General features: G+C 68.3%; 26 protein-coding genes and 1 pseudogene. 10 read left to right on the top strand and 17 right to left on the bottom strand.

Annotation, left to right across the window (positions count from 1 at the left end; all coding sequences use genetic code 11):
* Both PKH97_RS02625 and PKH97_RS02620 read left to right on the top strand, forming a co-directional pair.
* Nucleotides 1-252, top strand: a pseudogene (locus tag PKH97_RS02625) (transposase); the annotation flags it as partial.
* 922 nt (nucleotides 253-1,174) lie between these two features.
* Nucleotides 1,175-1,306, top strand: coding sequence for a hypothetical protein (locus PKH97_RS02620; RefSeq protein ID WP_324385845.1), 132 nt, complete (start codon nucleotides 1,175-1,177; stop codon nucleotides 1,304-1,306).
* 139 nt (nucleotides 1,307-1,445) lie between these two features.
* Here PKH97_RS02620 and PKH97_RS02615 read toward each other — a convergent pair whose 3' ends face one another.
* The 4 genes from PKH97_RS02615 to PKH97_RS02600 all read right to left on the bottom strand — a co-directional run bounded on the left by PKH97_RS02615 (nucleotide 1,446) and on the right by PKH97_RS02600 (nucleotide 5,580).
* Nucleotides 1,446-2,771 carry a 3-deoxy-7-phosphoheptulonate synthase class II gene (locus PKH97_RS02615; protein WP_324385850.1) on the bottom strand — a complete coding sequence of 442 codons (1,326 nt, stop codon included), beginning with the start codon at nucleotides 2,769-2,771 and terminating at the stop codon, nucleotides 1,446-1,448.
* Between the two features lie 109 nt (nucleotides 2,772-2,880).
* Nucleotides 2,881-3,528, bottom strand: coding sequence for a response regulator transcription factor (locus PKH97_RS02610; protein WP_324385844.1), 648 nt, complete (start codon nucleotides 3,526-3,528; stop codon nucleotides 2,881-2,883).
* The gene (locus PKH97_RS02605) at nucleotides 3,525-4,751 is read right to left on the bottom strand and encodes a DUF5931 domain-containing protein (protein WP_324385843.1); all 1,227 of its coding nucleotides are present in this window, start codon (nucleotides 4,749-4,751) and stop codon (nucleotides 3,525-3,527) included. Before PKH97_RS02605 ends, PKH97_RS02610 begins: the two co-directional genes overlap by 4 nt.
* A 7-nt stretch (nucleotides 4,752-4,758) precedes the next feature.
* Nucleotides 4,759-5,580, bottom strand: coding sequence for a lysophospholipid acyltransferase family protein (locus PKH97_RS02600; RefSeq protein WP_324385842.1), 822 nt, complete (start codon nucleotides 5,578-5,580; stop codon nucleotides 4,759-4,761).
* Nucleotides 5,581-5,733: 153 nt separating this feature from the next.
* Here PKH97_RS02600 and PKH97_RS02595 point away from each other — a divergent pair, with 153 nt between their 5' ends.
* The gene (locus PKH97_RS02595) at nucleotides 5,734-6,510 is read left to right on the top strand and encodes a hypothetical protein (RefSeq protein ID WP_324385841.1); all 777 of its coding nucleotides are present in this window, start codon (nucleotides 5,734-5,736) and stop codon (nucleotides 6,508-6,510) included.
* Between the two features lie 20 nt (nucleotides 6,511-6,530).
* On the opposite strand, the gene PKH97_RS02590 is transcribed toward PKH97_RS02595, so the two are convergent.
* Genes PKH97_RS02590 through PKH97_RS02570 form a run of 5 tightly spaced genes read right to left on the bottom strand, consistent with a single transcriptional unit; the run spans nucleotide 6,531 to nucleotide 10,488 of the window.
* Entirely contained in the window at nucleotides 6,531-7,214 is a 684-nt protein-coding gene (locus PKH97_RS02590; protein ID WP_324385840.1) for an endonuclease/exonuclease/phosphatase family protein, read from the bottom strand.
* Nucleotides 7,211-8,209, bottom strand: coding sequence for an ROK family glucokinase (locus tag PKH97_RS02585; protein WP_324385839.1), 999 nt, complete (start codon nucleotides 8,207-8,209; stop codon nucleotides 7,211-7,213). Before PKH97_RS02585 ends, PKH97_RS02590 begins: the two co-directional genes overlap by 4 nt.
* Nucleotide 8,210: 1 nt before the next feature.
* On the bottom strand, nucleotides 8,211-8,822 hold the full coding sequence (locus PKH97_RS02580) for a hypothetical protein (RefSeq protein ID WP_324385838.1): 612 nt from the start codon (nucleotides 8,820-8,822) through the stop codon (nucleotides 8,211-8,213).
* Complete coding sequence (locus PKH97_RS02575) at nucleotides 8,819-10,033, bottom strand: ArsA family ATPase (protein WP_324385849.1); 1,215 nt, start codon at nucleotides 10,031-10,033, stop codon at nucleotides 8,819-8,821. The genes PKH97_RS02580 and PKH97_RS02575 overlap by 4 nt, the downstream gene beginning before the upstream one ends.
* Before the next feature lie 8 nt (nucleotides 10,034-10,041).
* A complete protein-coding gene (locus PKH97_RS02570; RefSeq protein WP_324385837.1) occupies nucleotides 10,042-10,488 on the bottom strand; it encodes an SRPBCC family protein in 447 nt (148 codons plus the stop codon).
* Between the two features lie 115 nt (nucleotides 10,489-10,603).
* Between PKH97_RS02570 and PKH97_RS02565 the strand changes: the two genes are divergently transcribed.
* Nucleotides 10,604-12,034, top strand: coding sequence for a hypothetical protein (locus tag PKH97_RS02565; RefSeq protein ID WP_324385836.1), 1,431 nt, complete (start codon nucleotides 10,604-10,606; stop codon nucleotides 12,032-12,034).
* Here the strand turns inward: PKH97_RS02565 and PKH97_RS02560 are convergent.
* The gene (locus PKH97_RS02560; RefSeq protein ID WP_324385835.1) at nucleotides 12,015-12,269 is read right to left on the bottom strand and encodes a hypothetical protein; all 255 of its coding nucleotides are present in this window, start codon (nucleotides 12,267-12,269) and stop codon (nucleotides 12,015-12,017) included. The genes PKH97_RS02565 and PKH97_RS02560 overlap by 20 nt on opposite strands.
* 164 nt (nucleotides 12,270-12,433) lie before the next feature.
* Here PKH97_RS02560 and PKH97_RS02555 point away from each other — a divergent pair, with 164 nt between their 5' ends.
* Nucleotides 12,434-14,191, top strand: coding sequence for a DEDD exonuclease domain-containing protein (locus PKH97_RS02555; RefSeq protein WP_324385834.1), 1,758 nt, complete (start codon nucleotides 12,434-12,436; stop codon nucleotides 14,189-14,191).
* A gap of 17 nt (nucleotides 14,192-14,208) precedes the next feature.
* A complete protein-coding gene (locus tag PKH97_RS02550) occupies nucleotides 14,209-14,490 on the top strand; it encodes an Lrp/AsnC ligand binding domain-containing protein (RefSeq protein ID WP_324385833.1) in 282 nt (93 codons plus the stop codon).
* A gap of 18 nt (nucleotides 14,491-14,508) precedes the next feature.
* On the opposite strand, the gene trpD is transcribed toward PKH97_RS02550, so the two are convergent.
* Entirely contained in the window at nucleotides 14,509-15,591 is a 1,083-nt protein-coding gene (gene trpD / locus PKH97_RS02545; protein ID WP_324385832.1) for an anthranilate phosphoribosyltransferase, read from the bottom strand.
* 7 nt (nucleotides 15,592-15,598) lie between these two features.
* Nucleotides 15,599-16,036 carry a hypothetical protein gene (locus tag PKH97_RS02540; RefSeq protein ID WP_324385831.1) on the bottom strand — a complete coding sequence of 146 codons (438 nt, stop codon included), beginning with the start codon at nucleotides 16,034-16,036 and terminating at the stop codon, nucleotides 15,599-15,601.
* Between the two features lie 176 nt (nucleotides 16,037-16,212).
* Here PKH97_RS02540 and PKH97_RS02535 point away from each other — a divergent pair, with 176 nt between their 5' ends.
* From PKH97_RS02535 to PKH97_RS02520, 4 genes are read left to right on the top strand one after another with little or no spacing between them, the layout of a single operon-like run.
* Nucleotides 16,213-16,791: a heme-copper oxidase subunit III gene (locus tag PKH97_RS02535; protein ID WP_324385848.1), complete on the top strand. Its 579-nt coding sequence runs from the start codon at nucleotides 16,213-16,215 to the stop codon at nucleotides 16,789-16,791.
* Between the two features lie 28 nt (nucleotides 16,792-16,819).
* A complete protein-coding gene (locus PKH97_RS02530) occupies nucleotides 16,820-17,605 on the top strand; it encodes a c-type cytochrome (RefSeq protein WP_324385830.1) in 786 nt (261 codons plus the stop codon).
* A gap of 3 nt (nucleotides 17,606-17,608) precedes the next feature.
* The gene (locus PKH97_RS02525; RefSeq protein WP_324385829.1) at nucleotides 17,609-18,745 is read left to right on the top strand and encodes a Rieske 2Fe-2S domain-containing protein; all 1,137 of its coding nucleotides are present in this window, start codon (nucleotides 17,609-17,611) and stop codon (nucleotides 18,743-18,745) included.
* On the top strand, nucleotides 18,742-20,490 hold the full coding sequence (locus tag PKH97_RS02520) for a ubiquinol-cytochrome c reductase cytochrome b subunit (RefSeq protein WP_324385828.1): 1,749 nt from the start codon (nucleotides 18,742-18,744) through the stop codon (nucleotides 20,488-20,490). The genes PKH97_RS02525 and PKH97_RS02520 overlap by 4 nt, the downstream gene beginning before the upstream one ends.
* Before the next feature lie 72 nt (nucleotides 20,491-20,562).
* On the opposite strand, the gene PKH97_RS02515 is transcribed toward PKH97_RS02520, so the two are convergent.
* The 5 genes from PKH97_RS02515 to coxB form a co-directional block, all read right to left on the bottom strand.
* Nucleotides 20,563-20,913, bottom strand: a complete 351-nt coding sequence (locus PKH97_RS02515; protein ID WP_324385827.1) for a metallopeptidase family protein — start codon at nucleotides 20,911-20,913, stop codon at nucleotides 20,563-20,565.
* Between the two features lie 12 nt (nucleotides 20,914-20,925).
* Complete coding sequence (locus PKH97_RS02510) at nucleotides 20,926-21,123, bottom strand: hypothetical protein (RefSeq protein WP_324385826.1); 198 nt, start codon at nucleotides 21,121-21,123, stop codon at nucleotides 20,926-20,928.
* Between the two features lie 187 nt (nucleotides 21,124-21,310).
* Nucleotides 21,311-21,712 carry a cytochrome c oxidase subunit 4 gene (locus PKH97_RS02505; RefSeq protein ID WP_324385825.1) on the bottom strand — a complete coding sequence of 134 codons (402 nt, stop codon included), beginning with the start codon at nucleotides 21,710-21,712 and terminating at the stop codon, nucleotides 21,311-21,313.
* A gap of 9 nt (nucleotides 21,713-21,721) precedes the next feature.
* Complete coding sequence (ctaD, locus tag PKH97_RS02500; protein ID WP_324385847.1) at nucleotides 21,722-23,410, bottom strand: cytochrome c oxidase subunit I; 1,689 nt, start codon at nucleotides 23,408-23,410, stop codon at nucleotides 21,722-21,724.
* A 29-nt stretch (nucleotides 23,411-23,439) separates the two neighbouring features.
* Nucleotides 23,440-24,324, bottom strand: a complete 885-nt coding sequence (coxB, locus tag PKH97_RS02495; protein WP_324385846.1) for a cytochrome c oxidase subunit II — start codon at nucleotides 24,322-24,324, stop codon at nucleotides 23,440-23,442.
* Between the last annotated feature and the right edge of the window lie 308 nt (nucleotides 24,325-24,632).

The following is a 24,632-nucleotide window of genomic DNA, read 5'->3' as shown; positions in this document are numbered from 1 at the left end:
GGCCGCCCGCGGCCGCGGTGAGGACCTGACCGGCCCGAACGGGCTGTTGAAGGTCTTGACCAAGGATGTGCTCGAGATCGCTCTCGAGTGGGGGTCCCCCGCGTGCGGGGGAGGAGATGACCGAGCACCTCGGCTACGACAAACACGCCGTCGAGGGCCGAAACAACGATAACTCCCGCAACGGAACTCGCGCCAAGACCGTGACCACCCCCGCCGCCCGGCGAGGTGACCATCGAGGTCCCGCGGGACCGTTGGCTAGGACTACGTCCCGGCGCAACGAGGCGTTCACGGATGCCTCCGACCATTGGTAACGGCTTGCGCCGACCCGCGTCGAGTCCCCGGTGTAAGCGGGTTACAGACCGCTGACGAAGGCCGCCGGAAACGCACCCGTTGGTCCGAACAGCCGGACTTGTCCCACGGGCCATCTCCCCAAGGTTTGCTTGACCGCCACGGGGTCATAGTTGGCCGGGGCGACCAGGGCGATGCCGCCGGTTGCCGAGGCATTCGCAGACGCCTAAACCATGGCGACCGAGTTGGCCGGGGGAGCGACATACACAGGCGATCCGGTCGACGGTGTCCCTGCTGCGGCAACGGCCTCAGCAAGGGCAGGCATCGCCGATGTGGATATCACTGGGGTCGTCCCCATGTTGGGCGCCGCCTGGGCCCCGTCGGCCATAGGCAGACACACCAGGGCCAGAGTGGCGGAGACCGACGCAGCCAGAAGGGTATGCCTCATGGGCGATGCGCTGTCAGATGATCGAACAGGTCGCATCAGGGAGACGCGCGCAGGTTTCGTCCACTTCATCGAAGGGTGCCCGGAATGGCCCTAATGCTCCTCGGGCTAGCCATGGCTGGCTTCTCCGTCTTCTCGATGTGGGGTGGCACCCCACTGCCATAGGGTCTACTGATGATCGGCTTGTCGTTCGCCATCACCGCGTGGGCCACGGTTCGACTTTTGCGGGAACCCTGAAGCTTCAGGGTAGGCACCACCCCCTCTGGTAAGGACGCGGGCTTCCGCTCAACCACCGGCGGAGCGTTATCGGGTCTCAACCGCTCGAATCCGGTCACCGTTCCGTCCCAGGACGTTATCCCGGCACCGGAGTCGTCGCACGCCATCGCCCAGGCCCGCCGCGAGGCGCTCGCCTGCACCGAGTCCGGCGAGGAGAAGGTCATCGTGATCGGCCTCTCCGGCCATGGCCTGCTCGAACTCGGCGCCTATCAGAGCTACTTCGGCGGGACCCTCACCGACGAAGCCCTCTCCGAGAACGCGCTGAGCGCCGCCCTTGCCGGAGCGCCCGAGTTGTAGGCGGCCCTGCGCAACACAAACCCCTCGTTCGCCTGGGCAATGTTCCCGTGCGAACGAGGGTCTTCCGGCGCCGGGCGGAAAGGCTGGCGAGCACCAGCCCGACATCGACCTTCACGCCGCCGCCGTCAGACGAGGACCGTCAGTCGTCGCCGAGCATCTCGGCGACGAGGAAGGCGAGTTCGAGGCCCTGCCGGTGGTTCAGGCGGGGATCGCACACGCTTTCATACCGCTTGGTCAGGTCGGCGTCGAGGATCTTCTCGGCGCCGCCGATGCACTCGGTGACGTCATTGCCCGTCAACTCGATGTGGATGCCGCCCGGGACGGTGCCCAACGCGCGATGCACGTCGAAGAAGCCGTGCACCTCCTCGACGATATCGGCGAAGTCGCGCGTCTTGTAGCCCGAGGAGGACTCGAACGTGTTGCCGTGCATCGGGTCGCAGATCCAGGTCACCGCCGCACCGGCTGCGGTCGCCGCCTCGATGATCGGCGGCAGTGCATCGCGGATCTGGCGCGCGCCCATCCGGGTGATGAAGGTCAGCCGGCCGGGCGTGCGCTCGGGGTCAAGCCGGTCCATGACCTGCTCGACATAATCGGCCGTCGTCTTGGTCGACAGCTTCACACCGATCGGATTGTGAACGCGCGCAACATAATCGATGTGGGCACCGTCAAGATCGCGGGTTCGCTCCCCGATCCAGATGAAGTGCCCGGAGGTGTCATAGAGTCGCCCGGACCGGTGATCGACGCGCGTCAGCGGCCGTTCGTAATCGAGGATCAACGCCTCGTGCGCCGCGAAGAACTCGGTTGCGCGCATCGCGTCGAAGTCCGCGCCGCAGGCAAGCATGAAGCGCATGGCCTTGTCGATATCGCGCGCCAGCTTCTCGTATGCCGCATTGGCTGGCGTCGCGACGAAGCCCTTGTTCCAGTCGTGCACGTGCCGCAGATCGGCATACCCGCCAGTGGTGAAGGCGCGCACCAGATTGAGCGTCGCGGTGCTCGCATGGTAGGCGCGCACCATGCGCTGCGGGTCGGGGATGCGCGCCTGCGGCGTGAACTCGAAGTCGTTGACCATATCGCCGCGGTAGGCCGGCAGGGTCTCGCCGTCGCGGGTCTCGACATCGCTGCTGCGGGGCTTGGCATACTGGCCGGCCATACGTCCGACCTTGACCACCGGCACCGATGCCCCATAGGTGAGCACCGCCGCCATCTGCAGGATCGTCTTGACCCGGTCGCGGATGTTGTCGGCGGTCGCCGCCGCAAAGGTTTCGGCACAGTCGCCACCCTGGAGCACGAACGCCTTGCCCTGCGAGGCGAGCGCCATCCGCTCCCGCAGCACATCGCACTCGCCGGCGAAGACGACCGGCGGGAAGCTCGCGAGCGTGTCAATGGCACCCTTGAGCGCCTCGGCGTCCGGCCAGGACGGCTGCTGTGCGGCCGGTCGCCCCGGCCCGTCCAGCAGATGCGTCATGGGGGCAGCCGTCGTGGTCACCGATACAGGATAGGTTGCCGCCGCGTTTGCGGGCCTCGCGCCCGGATCGCGGGCACCCCGGCACGCGGTCGCTCGGCGGCCCGACGCCTTAGCGGACCTCGTCCAGACCGCGTTCGATCGCAAAGCGGGTCAGTTCGACACGGTTGTGCAGTTGGAGCTTGCCCAGCGTGTTCTGGACGTGGTTCTGGACCGTCCGGTGGGAGATGACCAGCTGCTCAGCGATCTCCTTGCTCGACAGGCCCATCGCGACCAGCCGCAGGATCTCGACCTCGCGGTCGGTCAGTTCAGGCACCGGGCGCTCATCGGCGGGCGGCTCGCTGGCCAGCTTGCGGTACTCCCCCAGCACCAGCCCCGCCAGGCCCGGCGTGAACGTGGCCTCACCGCGGGCGGTGGCGGCGACCGCGTCGACGATCTCAGGGCTGGTGGCGGACTTCACCAGATAGCCGAGTGCCCCGGCCTTCATCGCGGCCAGCACATCGCGTTCCTCCCCGCTCGCGGAGAGGATGAGCACCTTGGTGCCGAGCCCCGCGACCTGGGCGCACACATCGGCGCCATGCAGGCCGGGCAGGTTCAGGTCCAGCAGCAACACATCCGGCTGCACGGCCGTGACGCGCCGCACCGTGGCCGGCCCGTCGGCGGCCGTGCCGACGACCGTGAAGCCGGCGCGCTCCAGGTAGGCTGCCAAGGCATCGCGCCACAACGGATGATCGTCGGCGACGAAGACACGCAGGGTCATCGCTCCTCCTTCGGAATCGGGGCCGGTATGCCGGCGCGGCGCGCCTCGCGCAGGGCCGTGGTCCGCGCGGAATCCGGCCGGGCGGCCGGTCTGGCGAGGGGTTCGAGATCCTTCGGCGCGCGCAGGGTGACCGTGCATCCTCGCCCCGGCGCGCTGTCCCAGGTGGCCGTGCCGCCCAGATCGACCAGGCGCCCGTGGATGGAGGAGGCGATCCCGAGGCGGCCCTCGGCGGCAGCCTCGGCGAGGCGACCGGACGGCATACCGGCGCCATTGTCACGAATCGTCAGGCTCACCTGGTCGCCGAGATCCTCCAGCAGGATCCACGTGCGTGCGTCCGGGCCGGCGTGCCGACGGACATTCTCCAGCGCGCCTTCGACCGCAGCCTGGATCTCTCGGGCCCGCGCGCTCGGCATGGTGACCGCCTCCGCAGGCGCACTCACAGTGATGCCAGGGGCGACGAGCGTATGCAGCCACGCCGCGATATCCACGTCGGTGGCCGCGGCCGTGGGCGTGGCCCGCCCGCTGACCAGCGCCCGCAGAGACCGTTCTTGATCGGCGGCCAGAATGCCCAGTTCGGCGCTCTCGCCCCCGATTTCGGTGCCGCGGCGGTGCACATAGGCCAGGGTCTGGAGCACGCCGTCATGGACGATGCGCGCCAGGCGTTCGCGCTCGGCATACGCCTCCTGGGCGCGCACCGAGATCTCGAAGAGGCGCTGGCTTTCGCGGGCCAACGAGGTGGACAGGCCGATGAGCGCTCCGAGGAGGTAGAGCAGCACGATGTTGTGGATGGTGCCGAAGTTCGGCGTGATCACCGAGGCAAGGTCGGCGATGGAGATCACCGTCGCGCCGACGATGCCCCAGCGCGTGCCCCCGGCGATGGCTGCCGCGACCACTCCGGAGCTCGACCAGATCCCCGGGAGGGTCAAGGCCCCGGCGACCACGGTGGCGCGCGGATAGGCCAGGCTGGTCGCCGCGATGCCGGCACTGGCGAGGGTCAGGTCGATGGCAGCCATGCGGAGCGTGATCGTCCGGCGCCACGAGGCGATCAGCGACCAGATCGCCAGCACGGCGAAGGTCGCGATCGCTGCCGATGGGCGGGTCATGTCGGCGCGGTGCACCCAGGCGAGCACGCCGGCATACGCCAAGGCCAGGGGTCGGAAGATCGCCAGACCGCGCGTGAACGCCACGAGCACCCCGGGCATCGGGGCGGAGACGGTGGCCACGGGTGGCTCAGCTTGCGCGGCGCAAGGTGTCCGGCTCGGCGGGCGGCGCCTGCTCGGTCGAACGGTCGGCCGCGGACTCCGGGAGTGCGATGACCGGCGGGACCGGTGCGGCACGATGGGGCAAAACCGCCTCAGCACGGGCTCGGGCGGCCGCAAGCAGGCGCTTCTTCTGCGTGGTGGCGTAGACATCGACGTATTCGCGGCCCGACAACTCCATCAGGGCATACATGATTTCGTCGGTGATCGAGCGCAGGACGTAGCGGTCGTCGGCCATGCCGTCATAGCGCGAGAAGTCCAGCGGCGCGCCGATGCGTACGCCCACCGGGCGGATCGTCGGGATGGCCTTGCCGGGTTGCTGGACCTTGTCGGTGTCGATCATGGCGACCGGGATGACGGGCACGCCCGCTTCGAGGGCCATCCGGGCCACGCCGGTGCGCCCGCGATAGAGGCGGCCGTCGGGGCTGCGCGTGCCCTCGGGATAGATCCCCAGCAGCTTGTTCTCGCGCAGGATCCGCAAGCCCGTATGCAGCGCGGCGTCGCTCGCGCGCCCACCCGAGCGATCAATCGGCACCTGTCCGACACCGCGGAAGAAGGCCGCTGTCAACCACCCCTTGACCCCGCGTCCGGTGAAGTAGTCGGATTTGGCCAGGAAGGTGATGCGCCGGTCGACGACGAGCGGCAGGAAGAAGGAGTCGGAGAAGGAAAGGTGATTGCTGGCCAGGATCGCGGCGCCGTCGGCCGGGACGTGCTCTAGGCCCTCGACCTGCGGCTTGAACAACAGACGCAGCAGCGGCCCCACGAGAACGACCTTCAGGAGCCAATAGAACAAGGCCCGCACCTTTCCCCGCCATCATGGCTTTATGCCGCCGTTATCTTCTCGGCACTCTACGGCACCGGGCCCGTGCGGTGGCGCCGACGCGTCGGGACGGTCGGCGTAGGCGAGAGGCCGCCAACCGTGGCCGCGCCGTGCGAGGATTGACCCGTGCGTGAGCCCGACCCGCAACTGCGCGATGACGATATCGATCGTCGTTTCGCCGAGATCGTCGCGGGCTGGCACCTGACCGGTGCGCAGAGCGAACGCAATGCCGCGCTCGCCAAGGGCGTGGAGTCAACCGCACTGGACGACCCCTCGGCCGAGCAGGAGCCAATCGTCTCCGGCGAGGACGGGCCGGATGCGGACCCCGCCATGGCCAGTTCCTCGGAGGCCAACGATCCTGCGCCGGAAGAGAATTCGTCCGCTGCGGCCAGCCCGCCGATCACCTCGGACGCGAACTCACCCGGTGACCGTGGCGATGGCGATACCCACGCTCGGGCTTCCGAAACGGACACGGAGCCCGCCGGGGCGGGCGGGCAAGGCACCGGCCTGTCCGGCCTCGAGAGCCGCCGAGGTCCGATCAATCCGCCCTTGTTCGAGCGCCGCCCGATCCGCCGGACACCGCCGGCCGCGCCCAACTTCCCGGTGTGGCGGGGCGCGACCAATGAGGCGCCCTATGACGAGATCCTCGACCAAGTCGAGGACGAGGACCACTTCGAGCCGCCCGAGCCGCGCCCGCTGCCCCCGCAGGAGGATCTGCACTTCTGGGGCATCATCGTGGGTCTGGTGGGCGGGCCGCTCCTGCTGTTGTGGCTGGTGCTCTTCCGGCCCGACGTGGCCGGCTGGTGGATGTGGCTGGCCATCGCCATGAGTCTGGGGGGCTTTGTGCTCCTCGTGCTTCGTGGCTCGTCGGACGACGACCACGACAACGGCGCGGTCGTCTGACCCGCTTCGGCGGTCCGGGCTCAGGCGCCCGGGACGGGCTTGAGCACGAGGTCGGCCCACACCGGGCGGTGATCGCTGGCAGCCACCAGATCGTCCGCATCCAATTCGAGCGGCTGCGCCGGCACCACCTCGATGCCTGGTGAGGCGAAGACCACGTCGAGCAGCTTGCGGGGCGCGCGGGCCGGGAAGGTCGGGGTCAAGGGCGAGACCAGCCGCAACGGAGTGGCGATAAGGCGCCACGCCTGGCCGTCCGCCTGCTCGTTCAAGTCCCCGCAGATGATCGCCTCGTCGGAACCGATCGCGGCAAGAATCGCTCGGGCGTGCGCCGCGCGTTCCAGCGGCCGTAGGGACAGGTGCACGGAAGCCACCGTCACTGCAGCCGAACCGGCGACTGCGAGGCGAGCCACGGCATACCCGCGGGTGCGTTGACCCAAGCGGACAGGGAGGCGGTGATGCTGGCTGAAGGTCAGGCGCACGCGCGGGCCGAGGAGAATCGTCGTGCCCCCGCTGCCGCGGTGATGACCCGGCCACCGCATCCCGCAGGCGAGGGCGAAGGCGTGAATCCGATGCGCGGCGAAGAGCCGGCGCGGCACCTCTTGCAGGCACAGGACGTCGGGGCGGATCGCCTGCACGATCCGCGCGGCGGCCGCCCGGTCATCGAGGAAGTCACGGGTGTTGTAGCTCGCGACCCGCAACGCCGTCATCCGCCGAGCACGCTCGCCCGGGCCAGGTCCGCTGCACCGATCATGCCGGCCTCATTGCCGAGTTCGGCCCGGACGATACGCGCCTCGGGCCGGAAGCCGCGGCCGGTCAACTGGCGCCGGAAGGCCGCCCGAGCGGGCTCAATGAGCAGATCACCAGCCGCGCTGACCCCACCGCCGATGACGAAGGCGCCCGGGTCGAAGGCCGCGGCCAGATTGGCCAGCCCGACGCCCAGCCAGTCGCCGACTTCGGCGAGCAATTCGATGGCCGTCCGGTCGCCGGCCTTGGCCACCTCGGTCACCAGCGGACCGGTCAGTTGGCTCGCGTCGCCCTGGACGCGCTCATACAGGTCCCGGGCGAGGGGGCTGTTCGCGGCGACGAGCGAGCGGGCCTCGCGCACGAGGGCGTTGCCGGAGGCGTATTGCTCCCAGCAGCCGCGGTTGCCGCATTCGCAGCGGTGCCCAGCCGGCACCACCTGCATGTGACCGAACTCGCCGGCGATCCCGAATCGGCCGCGGATGACCTCACCATTCATCAGGATGCCGCCGCCGATGCCCGTGCCGAGGGTGATCATCATCGCCGAGGTTTCCCCGCGAGCGGCCCCGAACTTGCCCTCGGCCCAAATCGCCGCATTGGCATCATTGTCGATGAAGATCGGCGGCTCGATCAGGGCGCTCAGGCGGTCGCGCAGCGGCTCCTGGCGCCAGGACAGGTGCGGCGCGAAGACGATGGTCGCCCGGTCCGCCGCGACGAAGCCGGCCGCACCGATCCCAACGGCGGCGATCCGACCGGGGGCCTGATGCAGCAACTCGTTGACCACGCCGACGATGGTGTCCTCGACGACCTTAGGCCGCACCGAGCGGTCCGGGGTGTCGGCGCGGGCCCGCGCCACGACCGCACCCTGCTCGTCGACGATCCCGGCCGCGACCTTGGTGCCGCCGATATCGACCCCGATCGCAAGATCGCCCACGGGCCGCTGCGCCGCATCCTGCGCCATGTCAGTTCTCCTCCTCGCCCAGCACCGGTATGTCGTATGCCGTTCCCCGGCCCCCGCCGCCCCCGCGGCTCCACGTTGCGTCGAGTCCGTCGCGCGCCGCGACGGAGCTAGGTGCTGGCCGATGGCCCCGGGCCGGCCCGTCACCCTCGCCCGGCCCACCAGGATCGCCCGGCCTGCCGCGGTCGTCGTGACGGGGGACGGGAAGACGTTCGCGCAGCGTTCCGGCGAGTTCGCCCAAGGCGGTGGCGAGCATGCCCACGGCGTCCGCGAGGCGGGCGACGGTGTCCGGGTCAACGGCGCGCAGGGTGTCGACCCCGCGGCATACCGGGCACCAGGTGCACGTGGTCGGGTGTTCACCACCCGGGTGGGAACTGGGCGGCTCGTTCGCTTCAGCGGGTCCGGCGCTCGCGTCGTCCGCATCGGCCGGCAGCTGCCAGCCGGCGGCATCGGGCTCAACCGGGGGCGCGGGACGCTGCGCCGACTGCTGCCGGGGCGGGCGCGAGCGAGTCTGCCGCGACGACGCGCCTAACCCGGTCACGGCTTCTACCGCGTCGAAAAGCCGGGCAGCCTCGTCGGCCAGGGCGTCCGCCCGCTCACTCCGGTCGTCGTTCATCGCGGCCATTGTGCGGGGTCGGGGACGAAAGCCACCGTCAGAGTCCCCGACCGAACCCGCGCGCCGGCCACATCGCAGCGCCGAAGCACCGAGGGCAGCGTGACGATCCGCCGGTGCTCCCCCACCGTCAGCAAGAGATCGTTGTCCCTACGCTGCAGACCGACCTCGTCGGCGCTGGTGAACGGCAACCGGAGCCCGAGGGCATAGCCGTCGGCCGTTCGTTCCACCGTCATCGCCGCGACGTCGACGGGATCGAGGGGGCTGCGATCGGCCAGGTCGCCCAGGACCAGCCGAGCGGCGAGGTCGGCCAGGGCGTCCGGCCCGATGGGCTCGCGATCGAGATAGGGCGAGGTGACGACGGGCAGGCCCGCGAAGGAGACCACCACCTCGTCGATTCCCCGCGCCTGCGCCGCATTCCACGAGTGCAACCAGGCGGCCGCGCTGCCGTCGTCACCGGTCTCGGCGGGGGTCGGCAAGATCTTGTTCACATAGACGGCATCCACGGCGTAGCCGTACAAACTCAGCGAGGTCCACGTGCGCCGGGCCTCGGCAATCACGACGCTCTCGGGAGTCGTCACCAGGCGCACCGATGCCGAAGCGCTGGCCAGCAGGCGATGGATCTCGAGCATCGCGGCATACCAGCCCCGGACGACGTCGACGATCTCCGGGCCGGGCAGGGGGATCCCAAGGGCCGCGGCCGCGGCCGGCCGCGCGGCACGGCGGATCCCGGCGGTCCCGGGCAGCATCCGATTCAGGTGCCAGGCGAGATTCTCGGGCAGGGCGAGCAACCGCAGGGTCTCCGCCGTGGGCGCGCAGTCGACGACGATCAACTCCCATTCCCCGGAATCCACCTGCTCACGCAACTCCAGCAGGGCGGCAATCTCCTCCGCACCGGGCAATGACGTCATCTCCTCGGCCACCACCGGGTCGACGCCTAGGGCACCGAGGGTCTCCACGAGATAGCGCCGGACGATGCCCCAGGAGCCGTCGACATGTCGACGACCACTCACCTGCAAGGCGGCCAGCCCCGGCTCGATGAGCGCCGGCCCGCCAATGGCGGTCGCGGTCAGGTCGCGGTCGAGGGCATCACCGAGAGAATGTGCGGCATCGGTGGACATCACCAGCGTGCGCACGCCCGATCGAGCACTGGCAACCGCCGTGGCGGCCGCTGTCGTGGTCTTGCCGACGCCGCCCTTACCTGTGAAAAGCAGGACCCGGCTCAGAGCGACTCGACCCGCTTCTTCAGTTCCTTCAGCGCGGTCTCGATGATGACCTTCTCGGCCTTGCGCTTGAGCATGCCCAGCACGGGAATTTTCAGGTCGACGAGCAGCCGGTATTCGACCAGCGTCCCCTCCTCGACCGCGGCCAGGGTGTAGGCGCCATCCATGGCCTTCAGGACACTCGCCTCGACCAGGGTCCACGAGACCTGCCCGGTCCCGTCCTCGGTGACATCCCATTCGTAATCCAGGACATAGGTGTCCTTGATGACGCCCGCGTCCATCGTCATCTCGACGCGGTCGGGCCAGCCGTCACCTTCCTCGGCGAGGATCGTCACATTCTTGATCTCGCCGGTCCACTCGGGATAGGCCTCGAGGTCGGCGATCACGTCGAGCACCGCTCCGGGCTCGGCGTTGATGACGATCGAGGACTCGGTGCTGTCCGCCATGCGCGGAAGCCTAACCTGTGCGCACCGCCTAGGATTGCCGCGGCATGCGTCCGCGGGACGCCGCCCGATGCTTGTTGTCCGAGCCCCCATCCGCCCGTCCCCTCTTGGAGCCCGTATGCCTGCCCGCCGGTTCGCGCCGTGGCTGGTGGCCTGCGCATGGTTGGCCTACTTCGGCGTCCTGCAGTGGAGCGTGGTGCGTTTCCGGGTCGCCATCGTGCTCACCCTGACGGCCGTCTGCGGACTGCTCGCCTGGTGGTTGGTCACCGAGACCCGCGTGCGCATGGGACGACGCACGATGGCCCTGGCCCTGTGCGGGGCGGCCGTTGTGGGCCTCGCCGTGCCGCTGTGGAGTTGGCTGTCGGACGGCTGGGAGTGGACGGCACGGATCGCCTTGGCCATCGGCGCCCTCGGAGCCGCCCTGGCTCTGGGCCGCAATCGCCCCGGACTGGCCTGGGTCGCTGCGATCAGCGCCTATGTCGCGGCGAGCGTCATCGCCATCACCACCGATCACCGGCCCAAAATCGACGTCTGGGTGATCCTGCAGCAATCGTCGGACGCCCTGGCGCGCTTCGAGAACTTCTACACGATGACCTGGACCGGCTCGCCGGGCATCAAGGACGCCTATACCTATCTGCCGTGGAGCACGGTGCTCCTCGCCCCCGGACGGTGGCTCTTCGGCGATGTCCGCTGGATGTTGCTGATCTGGTCATTGGTGCTCGCGGCCGGCATCTGGCAACTCTCTCGTCCGATCGGCGCTCCGACCCGCATCGCTGCGGCTGAAGGCTCCGTTCGATCACGCGCCGGGGGTGCCCGCTCGGAGTTGCGCCACCGGCTCCTCGCCGCCACGGGCGCGGCCGACGCGCGGTGGGCGACCGCGGCGGCGATCTGCCTGATCCTTCTTCCACCGGGGACCTTGACCCAGGTCGACCAGGCCTGGACAGAACCGCTGCTGCTGACGGCCCTGGTCTGGTGGGCGGTTCTCGTGCGGTCGGGACGCTCCTGGTGGGCGATCGTGCCGTTGGCGCTCGCCTGCGCAAGCAAGCAGCACCTGGCACTGGTGCTCCCCCTGCTGCTGTGCTGGCGGTCTTTCGGCCCGGCGCGCGCGATCGGCACCGGGGCCCTGACCGGCGTCTTGATCGCGCCGTGGTTCATCACCGCCCCGGCGGATTTCGTCCACGACACCATCACCTTGCTGGTGGGCTTCCACCCGATCAAATTCGCCAACACGTGGTATCTCCTGGCTCTGAACAGATTCGGAGTCACGCTGCCGTTCTGGATCACCGGCCTGGTGATCCTCGGCACTCTGGCGGCCGGAATGATCGCCGTCCGGCGCCGGCAGCCGCCGCTCGGTGAACTGCTGCGTTGGGTGGCCCTGGTGCTGCTCGCCGCGAATCTCGTCAACAAGCAGGCCTTCTATAACCAGTTCTGGCTGGTGGCCGGCCTGGTCGCTGTCTCGCTGGTCGCCGATGCGGCCGCCGAGCGCGATCACGGTCCGCAGCCGCGTGATCAGGACGTCGCGGCCGCCTTTACCCCGTCGCCGATCTGAAACCCACGGGGGCCGGCCGGCTGATGCGGGCCCGGGCGGTCGCGGCCGTCTCGGCGCCGATCAGTCCGGCACTGGCCAAGGCGGTGACCGCAGCCCGCTCCCGTGCATCCAGGGCGACATCCACGTCGATCTGCATCTCGGCCCGGCCGACCGGGATGATGTCGAGCAGGCTGGTGACCACGCACTCGCCGCAGTGCGTCTGCGCGACCGGGCAGCTTTGGCAATCGATCCACATGGTGGCTTCCTTCCTTCGGTGACTTGCGTCGATCAGGTGCTCGGGTATCCGAAGCCCGGTGACCCTTGGGAAAGACGCTAGAGATGACCACCGACAACCCCCTTTCGCCGCGTGTCGGCGGCGCCTGGGGAGGCTTGTCGGTGGTCATCTCTAGCGTCTTTCCCATGTCGACCACCACGCTGGCCCGCCCCTCGCAGCGAGCTCCCGGCTCCGCGGTCCTCCCCCGGGCGATCCAAGGGACGCTCGACGACCTCGGCACCCCTTTAAACGAGGTGACCTTCGTCGTGGTCGATCTCGAGACGACGGGCGGCAGCGCGCACGGCGACCACATCACTGAGTTCGGTGCCGTCAAGGTCCGCGGTGGCGAGGTGCTCGGCGAGTTCCAGAGCCTGGTCAATCCGCGCGTGCCCATCCCACCGGTCATCAGCGCGTTGACCGGCATCACCAACGCCATGGTCGCCTCGGCTCCCCGCATCGAGTCGGTGCTCCCGAGCTTCCTGGAGTTCGCCGGTGACGCCGTCCTGGTCGCCCACAACGCCCGCTTCGACATCTCCTTCCTCAAAGCGGCGGCTGCGGCCACCAGCACCCCATGGCCCGGCGCCACCGTTCTCGACACCGTCCTGCTCGCCCGAGCCTTGGTCACCCGCGACGAAGCGCCCAACCACAAGCTGTCCTCACTGGCCCGGGTCTTCCACTCCGACGTCGCCCCCGATCACCGGGCCCTGCACGATGCCCAGGCGACTGTCGATGTCCTGCACGGCCTGATCGCCCGGGTGGGCGGCCTCGGAGTCACGACGCTCGAGGAGCTCGCGACCTACTCTGCACGCGTTCCGCCTGCCCGTCGCCGCAAGCGCTATCTCGCCGACGACCTGCCGTCGGCTCCCGGGGTCTACCAGTTCAAGGACGGCAACGGTCGCGTGCTCTATGTGGGCACTTCGGTCGACATCCGCACCCGGGTGCGCTCCTATTTCACCGCCTCGGAGCAGCGCCGGCGGATGTCGGAGATGGTGCGGATCGCCGAGAGCGTCACCCCTATCGTCTGCGCGACCGCCCTTGAGGCCCAGGTCCGCGAGCTCAGGTTGATCGCCGAGCACAAGCCCCCCTACAACCGCCGCTCGCGGCACCCCGAGAAGGCCGTGTGGATCAAGCTCACCGTCGAGCCCTTCCCCCGGCTCTCTATCGTCAAGCAGGTCCGCGGCGACGCAACGACGTATGTCGGCCCCTTCCCTTCCCGCGCAGCCGCCGAGGACGCCATGGCGGCCGTCCACGACGCCGTGCCGCTACGCCGATGCCATCAGCGGCTCTCCGTCACCCGCTTCACCGCCGCGTGTGCCCTCGCAGAGATGGGCCGGTGCGGCGCGCCCTGCACCGGCGCTCAGACTGTCGATGACTATGGCGCGCTGGTCCGCTCCGCCCAAGAAGCGCTCGTCGGGGATCCCAGCTTCGTCTTATCGCCCCTCGAGCGCCGCATGCAACAACTCGCCGGCGACGAGCGGTATGAGGATGCCGCCACCCTGCGTGACCGGCTGGCCGCGCTCGTGCGCGGCCTGACTCGCTCACAACGCCTTGCCCCACTGGCCACCACCGCCGAAATCGTCGCCGCTCGACGCTCGCCCCTGGGCGGGTGGGAGTTGATCTGCGTGCGCTTCGGGCGGCTCGCAGGCAGCACCCGCAGCCCCCGTGGCGCCGACCCCATGCCTTACGTCGAGGCGCTGAGCGCGAGCGCCGAAGTGGTGGCACCGGCGCCCGCCCCCGCACCGGCTGCCCTGCCGGAGGAGTGCGAGAAGATCCTGCGCTGGCTCGAAGAACCGGGCGTCCGGCTGGTCTCGGTCGACGGCGTCTGGTCGTGCCCGGTCGGTGGCGCCAGCCGGTTCGGGGACCACCTGGCAGCGGTGCCCCCCGAGCGTTTCGAGGGCTCCTGATCGCTACATTGACGACCATGATCACCGCCATCGTCCTGATCAACGCCGAGGTCGACCAGATCCCGGAGGTCGCCCAAGCGATTGCCGATCTGGACGGCGTCAGCGAGGTCTACTCGGTGACCGGCGAGGCCGACCTCGTGGCTATGGTCCGGGTCGCCCGCCACGAAGACCTCGCGGCCGTCATCGCCGACCGGCTCAACAAGACCCCAGGAGTGCTCCGCACCGCGACCCACATCGCCTTCCGCGCCTACTCCCGGCACGACCTCGAAGCAGCGTTCAGCCTCGGCATCGAGAACTGACGCCGAAGGCGAGCCGCCTCAAGCAGGTGCGCGCGTCGCCGAGACCCACCGATCGAGCACAGCCGCCGCTGCCCCGGAGTCCAGGGTCGCCGCGGCGGCGTCGATCCCCGCCCGGAGCGCCGCTAGCAGGCTGGGCCGATCGCCGGCGAGCCGAGCCGCCCCCCGAGCGAGAGCCAACGCAGTCCCGGCATTGAGCAGGACGGCGTCCCGCACCGGCCAGCCGGCGCCGTCGCTCCCCCGCCCGGCCAGCAACTCGCGCACGACCTCGGCATTGTGGGCGGGCTCGCCGCCGCGCAAGGCCGACAACGGCGCCTCGGCCAGGCCGACCTCGCCCGGGGTCAACGTGTCGAGCACGATCTCGCCGCCGCGCACCCACCACAGATCCGACGGCCCGGCGAGCGTCAACTCATCCAACCCGTCGCCCCCGCGAAAGACGACCGCCTCCCGTCCGCGCGCGGCGAAGACGCCGGCCATGAGCGGCGCGACACGCACGTCGGCGACGCCCACCGCGGCATACGTCGGTTGCGCCGGGTTGGTCAGCGGACCGAGCATGTTGAACACTGTGCCGATGCCCAGCTCTCGCCGGGTCGTCGCCGCGTGGCGCAAAGAGGGATGGAAGGCCTGCGCAAAACAGAAGGTGATACCCGCCCGTTCGCCAACCGAAGCGACGTCAGCTGGGCTCAACCTCAAGTCGACCCCGAGACTTTCCAGCACATCCGCACTCCCCGAGGACGAGGAGGCCGCCCGATTGCCGTGCTTGACGACCTGCAGGCCCGCACCCGCGAGCACGATCGCCGACATCGTCGAGATATTGACCGTATGAGCGCGGTCCCCGCCCGTGCCGACGATGTCGATGCTCTCGGCCGGGGCCTGGAAGCGGTGGGCGTGGGCCAGCATGACGTCGGCCAGTGCTCGCAGTTCCTCGACCGTCTCGCCCTTGGCCCGCAGGGCGATGACGAAGCCGGCGACCTGCGAGGGGGTCGCGTCCCCGGAGAAAACCCGATCCATCGCCCAGGCCGCCTCGTCATGGGTCAGATCGCACCCGCTGAGCAGGCGCGTCAAGACATCCGGCCAACTCGCGGCCGGAGCAGGACCACTCATCGGCACGTCAGCGCGCGGCGGGAGCCGGCGCGGCCGACAGGGCCTGACCGATCCCCGCGCACAGCGCCAAGGGGTCGAGCGGGGCTGGAACGGCGGCATCGGCCAGCGACCAGGCGGCCAGCCAAACGTCCTGCGGGCGCCCGGTCAGCACCAGGACGGGCGGACAGTTGAAGATCTCGTTCTTGAGCTGACGGCACAGGCCGAGCCCGCCCACCGGAGCGGCCTCCCCGTCCAGCACGAGCAGATCGAAGGCGTCGTTCTCGACCGCCTCGATAACCGCGGCGGCGGTCGCGCACTCCCGCCAGGAATCGATCTGCAGATCCGCGCTCGGCCGGCGCCCGACCCCGGCGCGAACGGCGTCGCGCGTGGTGATGTCATCGCTGTAGAGGAGAACAGAGAGTCGGCGCGGACCGGTGGGCTCGGACGCGGAGGTGCTGTGGGCCATGGGAACAGCCTAGCCACGTGCAGGGTTCATAACGTCCTGCACATAAATCGGGGGGTCGCGCGTACTTCCGATTCCGTTACCGACATAATGGCCGCGTGGCCACAGCATCCGCGGTTCATTCCGGCACGTCATCGCCCACTCACGGCAACGCGTTGGGGCCGGTGACGCGCCCCAATATGGTCTCGGTCGGGACGATCGTCTGGCTCTCCAGTGAGTTGATGTTCTTCGCGGGACTCTTCGCGATGTACTTCACCATTCGCCAGGTGCGCCCAGACCTGTGGGCGGAGCACACGCCGACCCTGAACGTGCCATTTGCGGCCGCGAACACCACCGTCCTGGTCATCTCTTCGGTCTGGTGTCAGCTCGGTGTCTACAAGGCCGAGCACGGCCAAGCCGCCCGCACCGGCAGCTTCTTCAATGTCGGCAGTTGGGGTATGCGTGAGTGGTACGTCCTGACGTACATCTTCGGCGCCCTGTTCATCGGCGGTCAGGTCTATGAGTACGCCCACCTCGTGCACGACGGGATCACCCTCTCCTCCGACGGCTACGGCTCGGTCTTCTACTTGACCACCGGTTTCCACGGCATGCACGTCACCGGCGGATTGATCGCCTTCCTGCTGATCATCGGCCGGACCTTCACCACCCGTCATTACAGCCACGCCCAGGCCACGGGCGCGGTCGTGACGTCCTATTACTGGCACTTCGTCGACGTCGTCTGGATCGCGCTGTTCGCGACGATCTACCTGCTCAAGTGACCTCCGGCCGCAACGAAAAGAGACCACTGTGAACGCACTCGCCGCGCGGCGGCGCCATCCGGCCGCAATCCTCTTCCTGCTTCTGCTGGGGTTGCTGATCACGGGTAGCGCGTATGCCGCCTTCGCCCCCAAGGCCGCAACGGCCGCCGAGGCAACCGCCGACCAGATCACCCTGGGCAAGCAATTGTTCGCCTCTAACTGCGCCTCGTGCCACGGCAAGAACGCTCTGGGCACTGAGCAGGGTCCAAACCTCGCTGGCGTGGGCGCGGCCTCGGTGGACTTCCAGGTGGGCACCGGACGGATGCCGATGGCCGAGCCCGGCGTGCAGGCGCCGCGCGGCAAGGACGTCACCTTCGATGACGAGAAGATCGCGGCGCTCGCGGCCTATATCGCTTCCCTGGCTCCCGGACCGGCGATTCCGGACGCGAAGTACACCTCCGGTGAGGGCGGCGACCCGGGCAAGGGCGGGATGATCTTCCGCACCAACTGCTCGATGTGCCACAACTCCGCCGGCGCCGGTGGCGCGCTCACCCGTGGCAAATACGCCCCATCGCTGATGGGGGTCGACGGCAAGTACATCTACGAAGCCATGGAGACCGGCCCGCAGAGCATGCCGGTCTTCAATGACAACAACATCAGCCCCGAGAGCAAGAACGACGTCATCGCCTACTTGAAGGCCATGAACGAGACCGGCAACCCCGGCGGTATGGCGCTCGGCTCGCTCGGCCCGGTGCCCGAGGGCTTGTTCGCCTGGGTCTTCGGCCTGGGCATCCTCGTGGGCGCCGCCTACTGGCTCGGACAGAAGGGAGCCTGATCCGTGAGTTCGCACCAGTCCGAACACGAGACCACTGTCGTCCGCCTGGACGATGGCCACCACATCGGTGACGGTGGCATTCCCGAGCAGTTCGTCAATCCCGGCCTTCCCCCGCATGTCGAGCGGTTGTCGGACCTGTCCGACATGGGTGCCAAGCGCGCCGAACGCCAAGTCGCTGGCCTGTTCGGGCTCTCGATCTTGGGCACCCTGCTGTTCCTGGTCGCGTATTTCGCGGTCGGAACGCACGATCGCAGCTTCGTGCCGGGCCTGGGCAAGATCGCCACGAGCAATCTGCTCCTGGGTATCGGCCTCGGGCTGGGCCTGCTGGGCATCGGGCTCGGCGCCGTCCATTGGGCCAAGACCTTGATGCCCGACGCTGAGGTCGTCGAAGAACGCCACCCGATGCGCAGCAGCGACGAGGCCCGCCAGGGTTTCGTCGACGTCATGCGCGGCGGCGGCGAGTCGAGCCAGCTGTTCCGACGCCCGTTGATCAAAGCCACTCTCGGCGGTGCGCTCGGCCTGTTCTCACTCCCCCTTCTGGTGCAGTTGGTCGGCAGCCTCGGCCCGTTGCCGCGCAAGCAGCTCTCCCAAACCATGTGGAATGGCACGCCGGCGCACGACGGCACCTACGAGCCCTACGCCAATGGCTTCCCGCGCCTGATGCGCGACCCCGAGAACCTGCCCATCAAGGCCTCGGATGTCACCATCGGCTCGGTCTACCACGTCCTGCCCGAGGGCCTGCTGCCCGACCCCGAGACGGGCGAAGGCGGCCTGGAGCACGGTGTACTCGAGGAGAAGGGCAAGGCGGCTGTCCTGCTCATGCGTCTCGACCCCTCGCAGTTCCAGGACACCGACGGCGGCCGCAAGGCGCAGGCCTGGGGCCACGAGGGCATCGTCGCCTACTCCAAGATCTGCACCCACGTCGGCTGCCCCGTCGGCCTGTACGAGCAGACAACGCATCACCTACTCTGCCCCTGCCACCAGTCGACCTTCGATGTGACCGACGACTGCAAGGTCATCTTCGGTCCGGCCAAGCGCCCCTTGCCGCAGTTGAAGATCACCGTTGACGGTGAGGGCTACCTTGTCGCCGCACAGCCCTTCCATGAGGCTGTCGGCCCGAGCTTCTGGGAGCGTGGATGACCACCATCGACAACACCCGACCGGCCGATGGCCTGCGTGCCGGCGATGCCCGCGTGACCGCGCCGCCCTCGGCCGGCGCTAAGAAGCTCGGTGGCGTGGCCGGCTGGGTGGATGACCGCCTCGGCCCCGCCAAGGGCGTCAACTACTTGATGAAGAAGGTCTTCCCCGACCATTGGTCCTTCATGCTCGGCGAGATCGCGATGTACTCGATGATCGTCTGCCTACTGACCGGTGTGTTCCTGACCTTCTGGTTCGTCCCAAGCGCCGGCCACACGACCTACGACGGCTCCTATGTCCCGCTCCAGGGTGTGCAGATGTCGGAGGCCTATGCGTCCTCGCTGCGCATCTCCTTCGACATCAAGGGCGGGTTGCTGATCCGCCAGATGCACCACTGGGCGGCGCTGATGTTCATCGTCGCCCTGTCGGCGCACATGCTCCGGGTCTTCTTCACCGGCGCCTTCCGCAAGCCACGTGAACTTAACTGGGTCATCGGCTGCATCCTGTCGATGCTCGCCCTGATCGAAGGCTTCGCTGGCTACTCGCTCCCCGACGACTTGCTCTCCGGCACGGGCTTGCGGGCCGCGGAAGGCTTCATGCAGTCCGCCCCCGTCATCGGGTCGTATCTGGCGTTCATGGTCTTCGACGGCCCCTTCCCGGGCGAGGCGATCATCCCCCGGCTCTTCAGCGTCCACGTGCTGCTGCTGCCGGCCATCCTGATCGGCTTGTTCACGGCGCATATCGTCATGGTCGCGGTGCAGAAGCACACGCAGTTCCCCGGGCCCGGGCGCACCAACAACAACGTCGTCGGTTTCCCGGTGATGCCGGTGTATGCCGCGAAGGCCGGTGGCTTCTTCTTCATCGTCTTCGGCTTCCTGGCCGTCGTGGCCGCAATGGTGCAGATCAACGCGATTTGGGTTTACGGGCCTTACGACCCCTCCCCTGTCACCGCCGGCTCCCAGCCGGACTGGTATATGGGCTTCGCCGATGGTGCCTTGCGGCTCCTGCCCGGCTGGCTGGAGTTCCACGCCTTCGGCTATACCCTCAGCCTGAACGTCGCCATCGGAGCTCTCGGCCTGATCCCGGTCATGTACGGCGCGATGGCGGCCTATCCGTTCATCGAGTCCTGGGTGACAGGCGACAAGCGCGAGCACCATCTGCTCGACCGCCCGCGTAACCAGGCCACCCGCACCGGCCTCGGCGTCGCGGCGTTGACCTTCTACGGCGTGCTCATGTTCGCCGCGGCCAACGACATCATGGCGATCAAGCTGCACATGTCGATCAACGACATCACCTACTTCTTCCGCGCCGCGACCTTCGTCTTGCCGGTCGTGGCGTTCTGGGTGACTCGCCGGATCTGTTTGAGCCTGCAGCGCGCCGACCGCAATCTCGTCCTGCACGGCCGGGAGACCGGACGTATCGTGCGAACCGCGGAAGGTAAGTTCTTCGAGGCTCACGAGCCGCTGGATGAGTACACCCGGTGGACCTTGGTCCAGCACGACCCGCAGGAGCCCCTGCAGCTCACCTCCGGTGTGGACGCGCATGGCGTGGCCTCCCCAGCCGGTGGCAAGCGCAACCTGCGGGCCCGGCTGAGCCGGTTCTACTTCCAGGACAACCTCCTGCCGGTCACCCCGGCCGAGTTGGCGGCCGCCCACCACGACGGGCACTCCACCGAGCACCTCGAGGCGATCGAAGCCGCCGAGGAGACCTACGGTGAAGAGACGGCCGGTATTACGGGCCGACCCTGACGCCACACCACGGCGTACGGCGCGCAAGGGCCCCGGAAGGCGACTCCCGGGGCCCTTACCCGTTGCGCGTGGTCAGCCCCAGCCGAGTTCGTGCAGCCGCTCGTCGTCGATGCCGAAGTGGTGGGCGATCTCGTGGACGACCGTGATCCCGATCTCGTCGACGAGTTCGTCGCGGGTCCAGCGCATCCGGCACAGTGGCCCGCGATAGATCGTGATCCGGTCGGGCAACTGCATACCGCCCCACTGCGGGCGGTCGGTCAGGGCGATCCCCTCGTAACGTCCGAGGATCTCCGGCTCGTCGGCCGGCGGCTCGTCCTCGACGAAGAAGACGACATTGTCCAGGTGAGCCATCAGTTCGGCGGGAATCTCATCGAGCGCGTCGGCGACGGCCGCGTCGAACTCCTCGGGGCTCATGGTCACCATGTGCCGACGCCTTCAGCGTCCGTTCCGCTGCTGCTGGCGTTGATAGCGGATGGAGGAGCCGATCCCCAGGCCGGTGGCGATGAGCGGCACCAGGCACCAGGCCACGGCCAGCAGGGTGTTGCGGGTGCTCGCCCTGACCGTCGCCCAGTTGACCTTGAGCAGCCAAATCTCCACCAGGACGATGCAGGCCAGGACCAACAGGACGATCACCGTCCCGGCAGGGATGCCCTTGGGTCCGTTTCTCTCAACCTGCCCGCGGCGATCTGCGGCGGCCGACGACCGGCCCGACCCTCGTCGATGGCCGGAGGAAGACGGACGCGAGCGCTGGCTGGCCATGCCCGCAGCCTAACGGCCAGCGGCCTCCCCTCGATGAGGGGAGGCCGCCGCGCGTTGTCGATCAGTTGGCGTGCTGGCCCTTGTAAAACTCAAAGACCCAGCCGACCAGGGCGAAGAGGCCGAAGAAGGCACCGATGAAGGCGATCCACCAGCCGACCGCGATGCCCATGAACACCAGGGCCGAGGTCAGGCCGAGCCATAGCGGCCACCACGAGTAGGGAGCAAATGCGCCGTAGTCGCCCTCGGCCTCGGCGATCTCGCCGTCCGGGTTGTCATCCGGCCGGTAGCCGATGCGCTTGCCCGTCATCCACAAGTAGAAGGCAACCATGGCGCCCAGAGCCGCGGCGAGGAAAAGCCCCACGGGGCCGACGGGCTCCTGCCAGTGGGTGAAGTGCCCGTAAATCGGACCCATGACCGCACCAAAGACGGCAATCAGGGCGAAGAAGTAGCTCTCGGCCTTCATGGGAAGTCATCAGCCCTTTCGTGCCAGTCGGCGCTCATCGGCGGTGTTGGCGACCCGCAAAGACGCGGGCGCGGCCTCAGGGTGGTGCAGGTCGAAGGCCGGCCGTTCGGAACGGATTCGGGGCAGCGAGTTGAAGTTGTGTCGCGGGGGCGGACAGGAGGTCGCCCACTCCAAGGACGCGCCATACCCCCACGGGTCATCGGAGTCGACGAGCGGCGCGTACTTCCACGTCTTCCAGACGTTGTACATGAACGGCAGCATCGAGGCACCGAGGATAAAGGCGCCGACGGTGGAGACCCGGTTCGCCAAGGTGAAGCCGTCCTCGGGAAGATAGTCGGCATACCGCCGGGGCATGCCGTCGACACCGAGCCAGTGCTGGATCAAGAAGGTCGTGTGGAAACCGACGAAGAGCAGGACGAAGTGGATCTTGCCCAGGGTCTCATCGAGCATGCGGCCGGTGAACTTCGGCCACCAGAAGTAGAAGCCCGCGAACATCGCAAAGACGACGGTGCCGAAGACGACGTAGTGGAAGTGGGCCACCACGAAGTAGGAGTCGGAGAGGCTGAAGTCGAGGGCCGGGCTGGCCAGGATGACGCCGGTCAAGCCACCGAAGAGGAAGGTCACCAGGAAGCCGAGCGCCCAGATTAGTGGCGTGGAGAACACCAGGTGGCCGCCCCACAGGGTGCCGACCCAGTTGAAGAACTTCACGCCCGTCGGCACGGCGATGGCCATCGTCATCACCGCGAAGAAGGGCAGCAGGATTTGTCCGGTGACGTACATGTGGTGTGCCCAGACGCTGACCGACAACGCGGCGATCGCGATGGTCGCGAAGACCAGGGTCTTGTAGCCGAAGATCGGCTTGCGCGCGAAGACCGGCAGGATCTCGGAGATGATGCCGAAGAAGGGCAGGGCGATGACGTAGACCTCGGGGTGACCAAAGAACCAGAAGAGGTGCTGCCACAGGATCGGCCCACCGTTGGCAGGATCGAAGACCTCGGCACCGAAGCGGCGGTCCGCGCCGAGCGCGAAGAGCGCGGCGGCGAGTGGGGGGAAGATCAAGATGATCAGCAGCGAGGTGACGAGCACGGTCCAGGTGAAGACCGGCATACGGAACATGGTCATGCCCGGCGCGCGCATGCACACGATGGTGGTGATGAAGTTGACGCCACCGAGGATGGTGCCGAAGCCACCGAGGGCGAGACCGAAGACCCACAGGTCACCGCCCACGCCGGGGCTGAAGACCGAGTTGGAGAGCGGGGCATACGCGAACCAGCCGAAGGCGGCCGCGCCCATCGGGGTGAGGAAGCCGAACGCCGCGATCAGGCCACCGAAGAGGTAGAGCCAGTAGGCGAACATATTCAGTCGCGGGAAGGCGACATCCGGGGCGCCGATCTGCAAGGGCATCAAGGCGTTCGCGAAGCCGGCGAAGAGGGGCGTCGCGAAGAGCAACAGCATGATCGTGCCGTGCATGGTGAACAGCTGATTGAACTGCTGCTTGTCGTCGACGAAGCCGATGCCCGGGGAGAAGAGCTCCATCCGGATGACCAGCGCCATCAGGCCACCGAGCAGGAACCAGATGAAGGAGGTGATGAAGTAGAGATTGCCGATGACCTTGTGGTCGGTCGTCGTCATCCACTTCACAACCGTGGTCCCGGGGGCCAAGCGCTTGTGCTCGACCCGGTCGGCCGTGCGCAACATCGTGGAGTCGGAGGTGATGCTACTCATCGTCAGTTGCCCCCTGTCGTGAGCTTGTCCGTGTCCTGCTTGATGATCGGCTCGCGCAGGACAGTGGGCGGCAGCAGGCCGCCATTGCCCTGGGCCTTGAGGTCGGCGATGTGCTTGTCGTACTCCGCGACCGAGACGACCTTGAGGTTGAAGAGCATTTCGGAGTGGTAGGCGCCGCACAGTTCGGCGCACTTGCCCGCAAAGGTCCCCTCGCGGGTCGGGACCACCTGGAAGGTGTTGACGCGGCCCGGGATCATGTCGAGCTTGGTCAAGAAGGCCGGCACCCAGAAGGAGTGGATGACATCATTGGCGGTGAGCTGGAACTCGACGCGCTTGCCGACCGGAATGTAGAGGGTCGGCAGGGTCTCCTCGACGCCGGGCTTGCCGGTCAGGAGCGCCTGGGTGCCCGACTCGTGGGCATCGGAGGTGGTGTAGTTGAAGTCCCAGCTCCACTGCTTGCCCACGACATTGATGACGTAGTCGGGCGTGGCCTTGGTCGAGGTCAACTCATTGGCGTCCCGGTCTGTGTAGTAAAAGAGCACCGCGATCATGAAGATCGGGACGACCGTGTAGAGGATCTCCATCGGCACGTTGTATTTCAGCTGCACGGGCAATGGCGGGTCGTCCGCCTTGCGCTTGTAGGCGACGACGCACCACAAGGTCAGGCCCCAGACCAGACCACCGACGGCCAGCGCCGCGATCCATGAGCCGATCCACAGGGACCGGACGGTTTCGGCGCCCTCGGTGGCCCCCTCGGGCAGATAGCCATTCGACAGCTTGCCCTGGGCGCCGGCGAGGCCGCAGCCTCCCAGGCTCAGGACGGCAGCCGTCACTGCGAGGCCGATGACGGCGCGGGAGCGCCGGGCCTTGGCCACGGTGTCAGGCAATCGCAACGGGCACCTCGTTCGGTCCAGAGCGGGCGGAAATGTGCAGGCAGCATGACCGTAGGGACATGCTGTGCCAAAACTACCGTAGGCCGATCCGAATGCGCTGCAGGGGTCGGTAACGTTCGAGATATGGCGTCCGTTCCGGTCGGGCCCGGGAGGTCCGGGCTCTTGGATGCAGCCCCCGGGCCGCTGCATCCGCAGGCGCGCGAGACCCTGCTCGCCGCGCTCGACGCCGGCTGGGCCGATCCACGGCGCCTGCACCGCGAGGCGCGGCTCGACCTGGTCCATCGCTGCCATGAAACGGGCCT

This window comes from Nostocoides sp., assembly GCF_035343835.1.
GTDB lineage: Bacteria > Actinomycetota > Actinomycetes > Actinomycetales > Dermatophilaceae > Nostocoides_A > Nostocoides_A vanveenii.
This window is presented reverse-complemented; position numbering and strand designations above follow the sequence as displayed.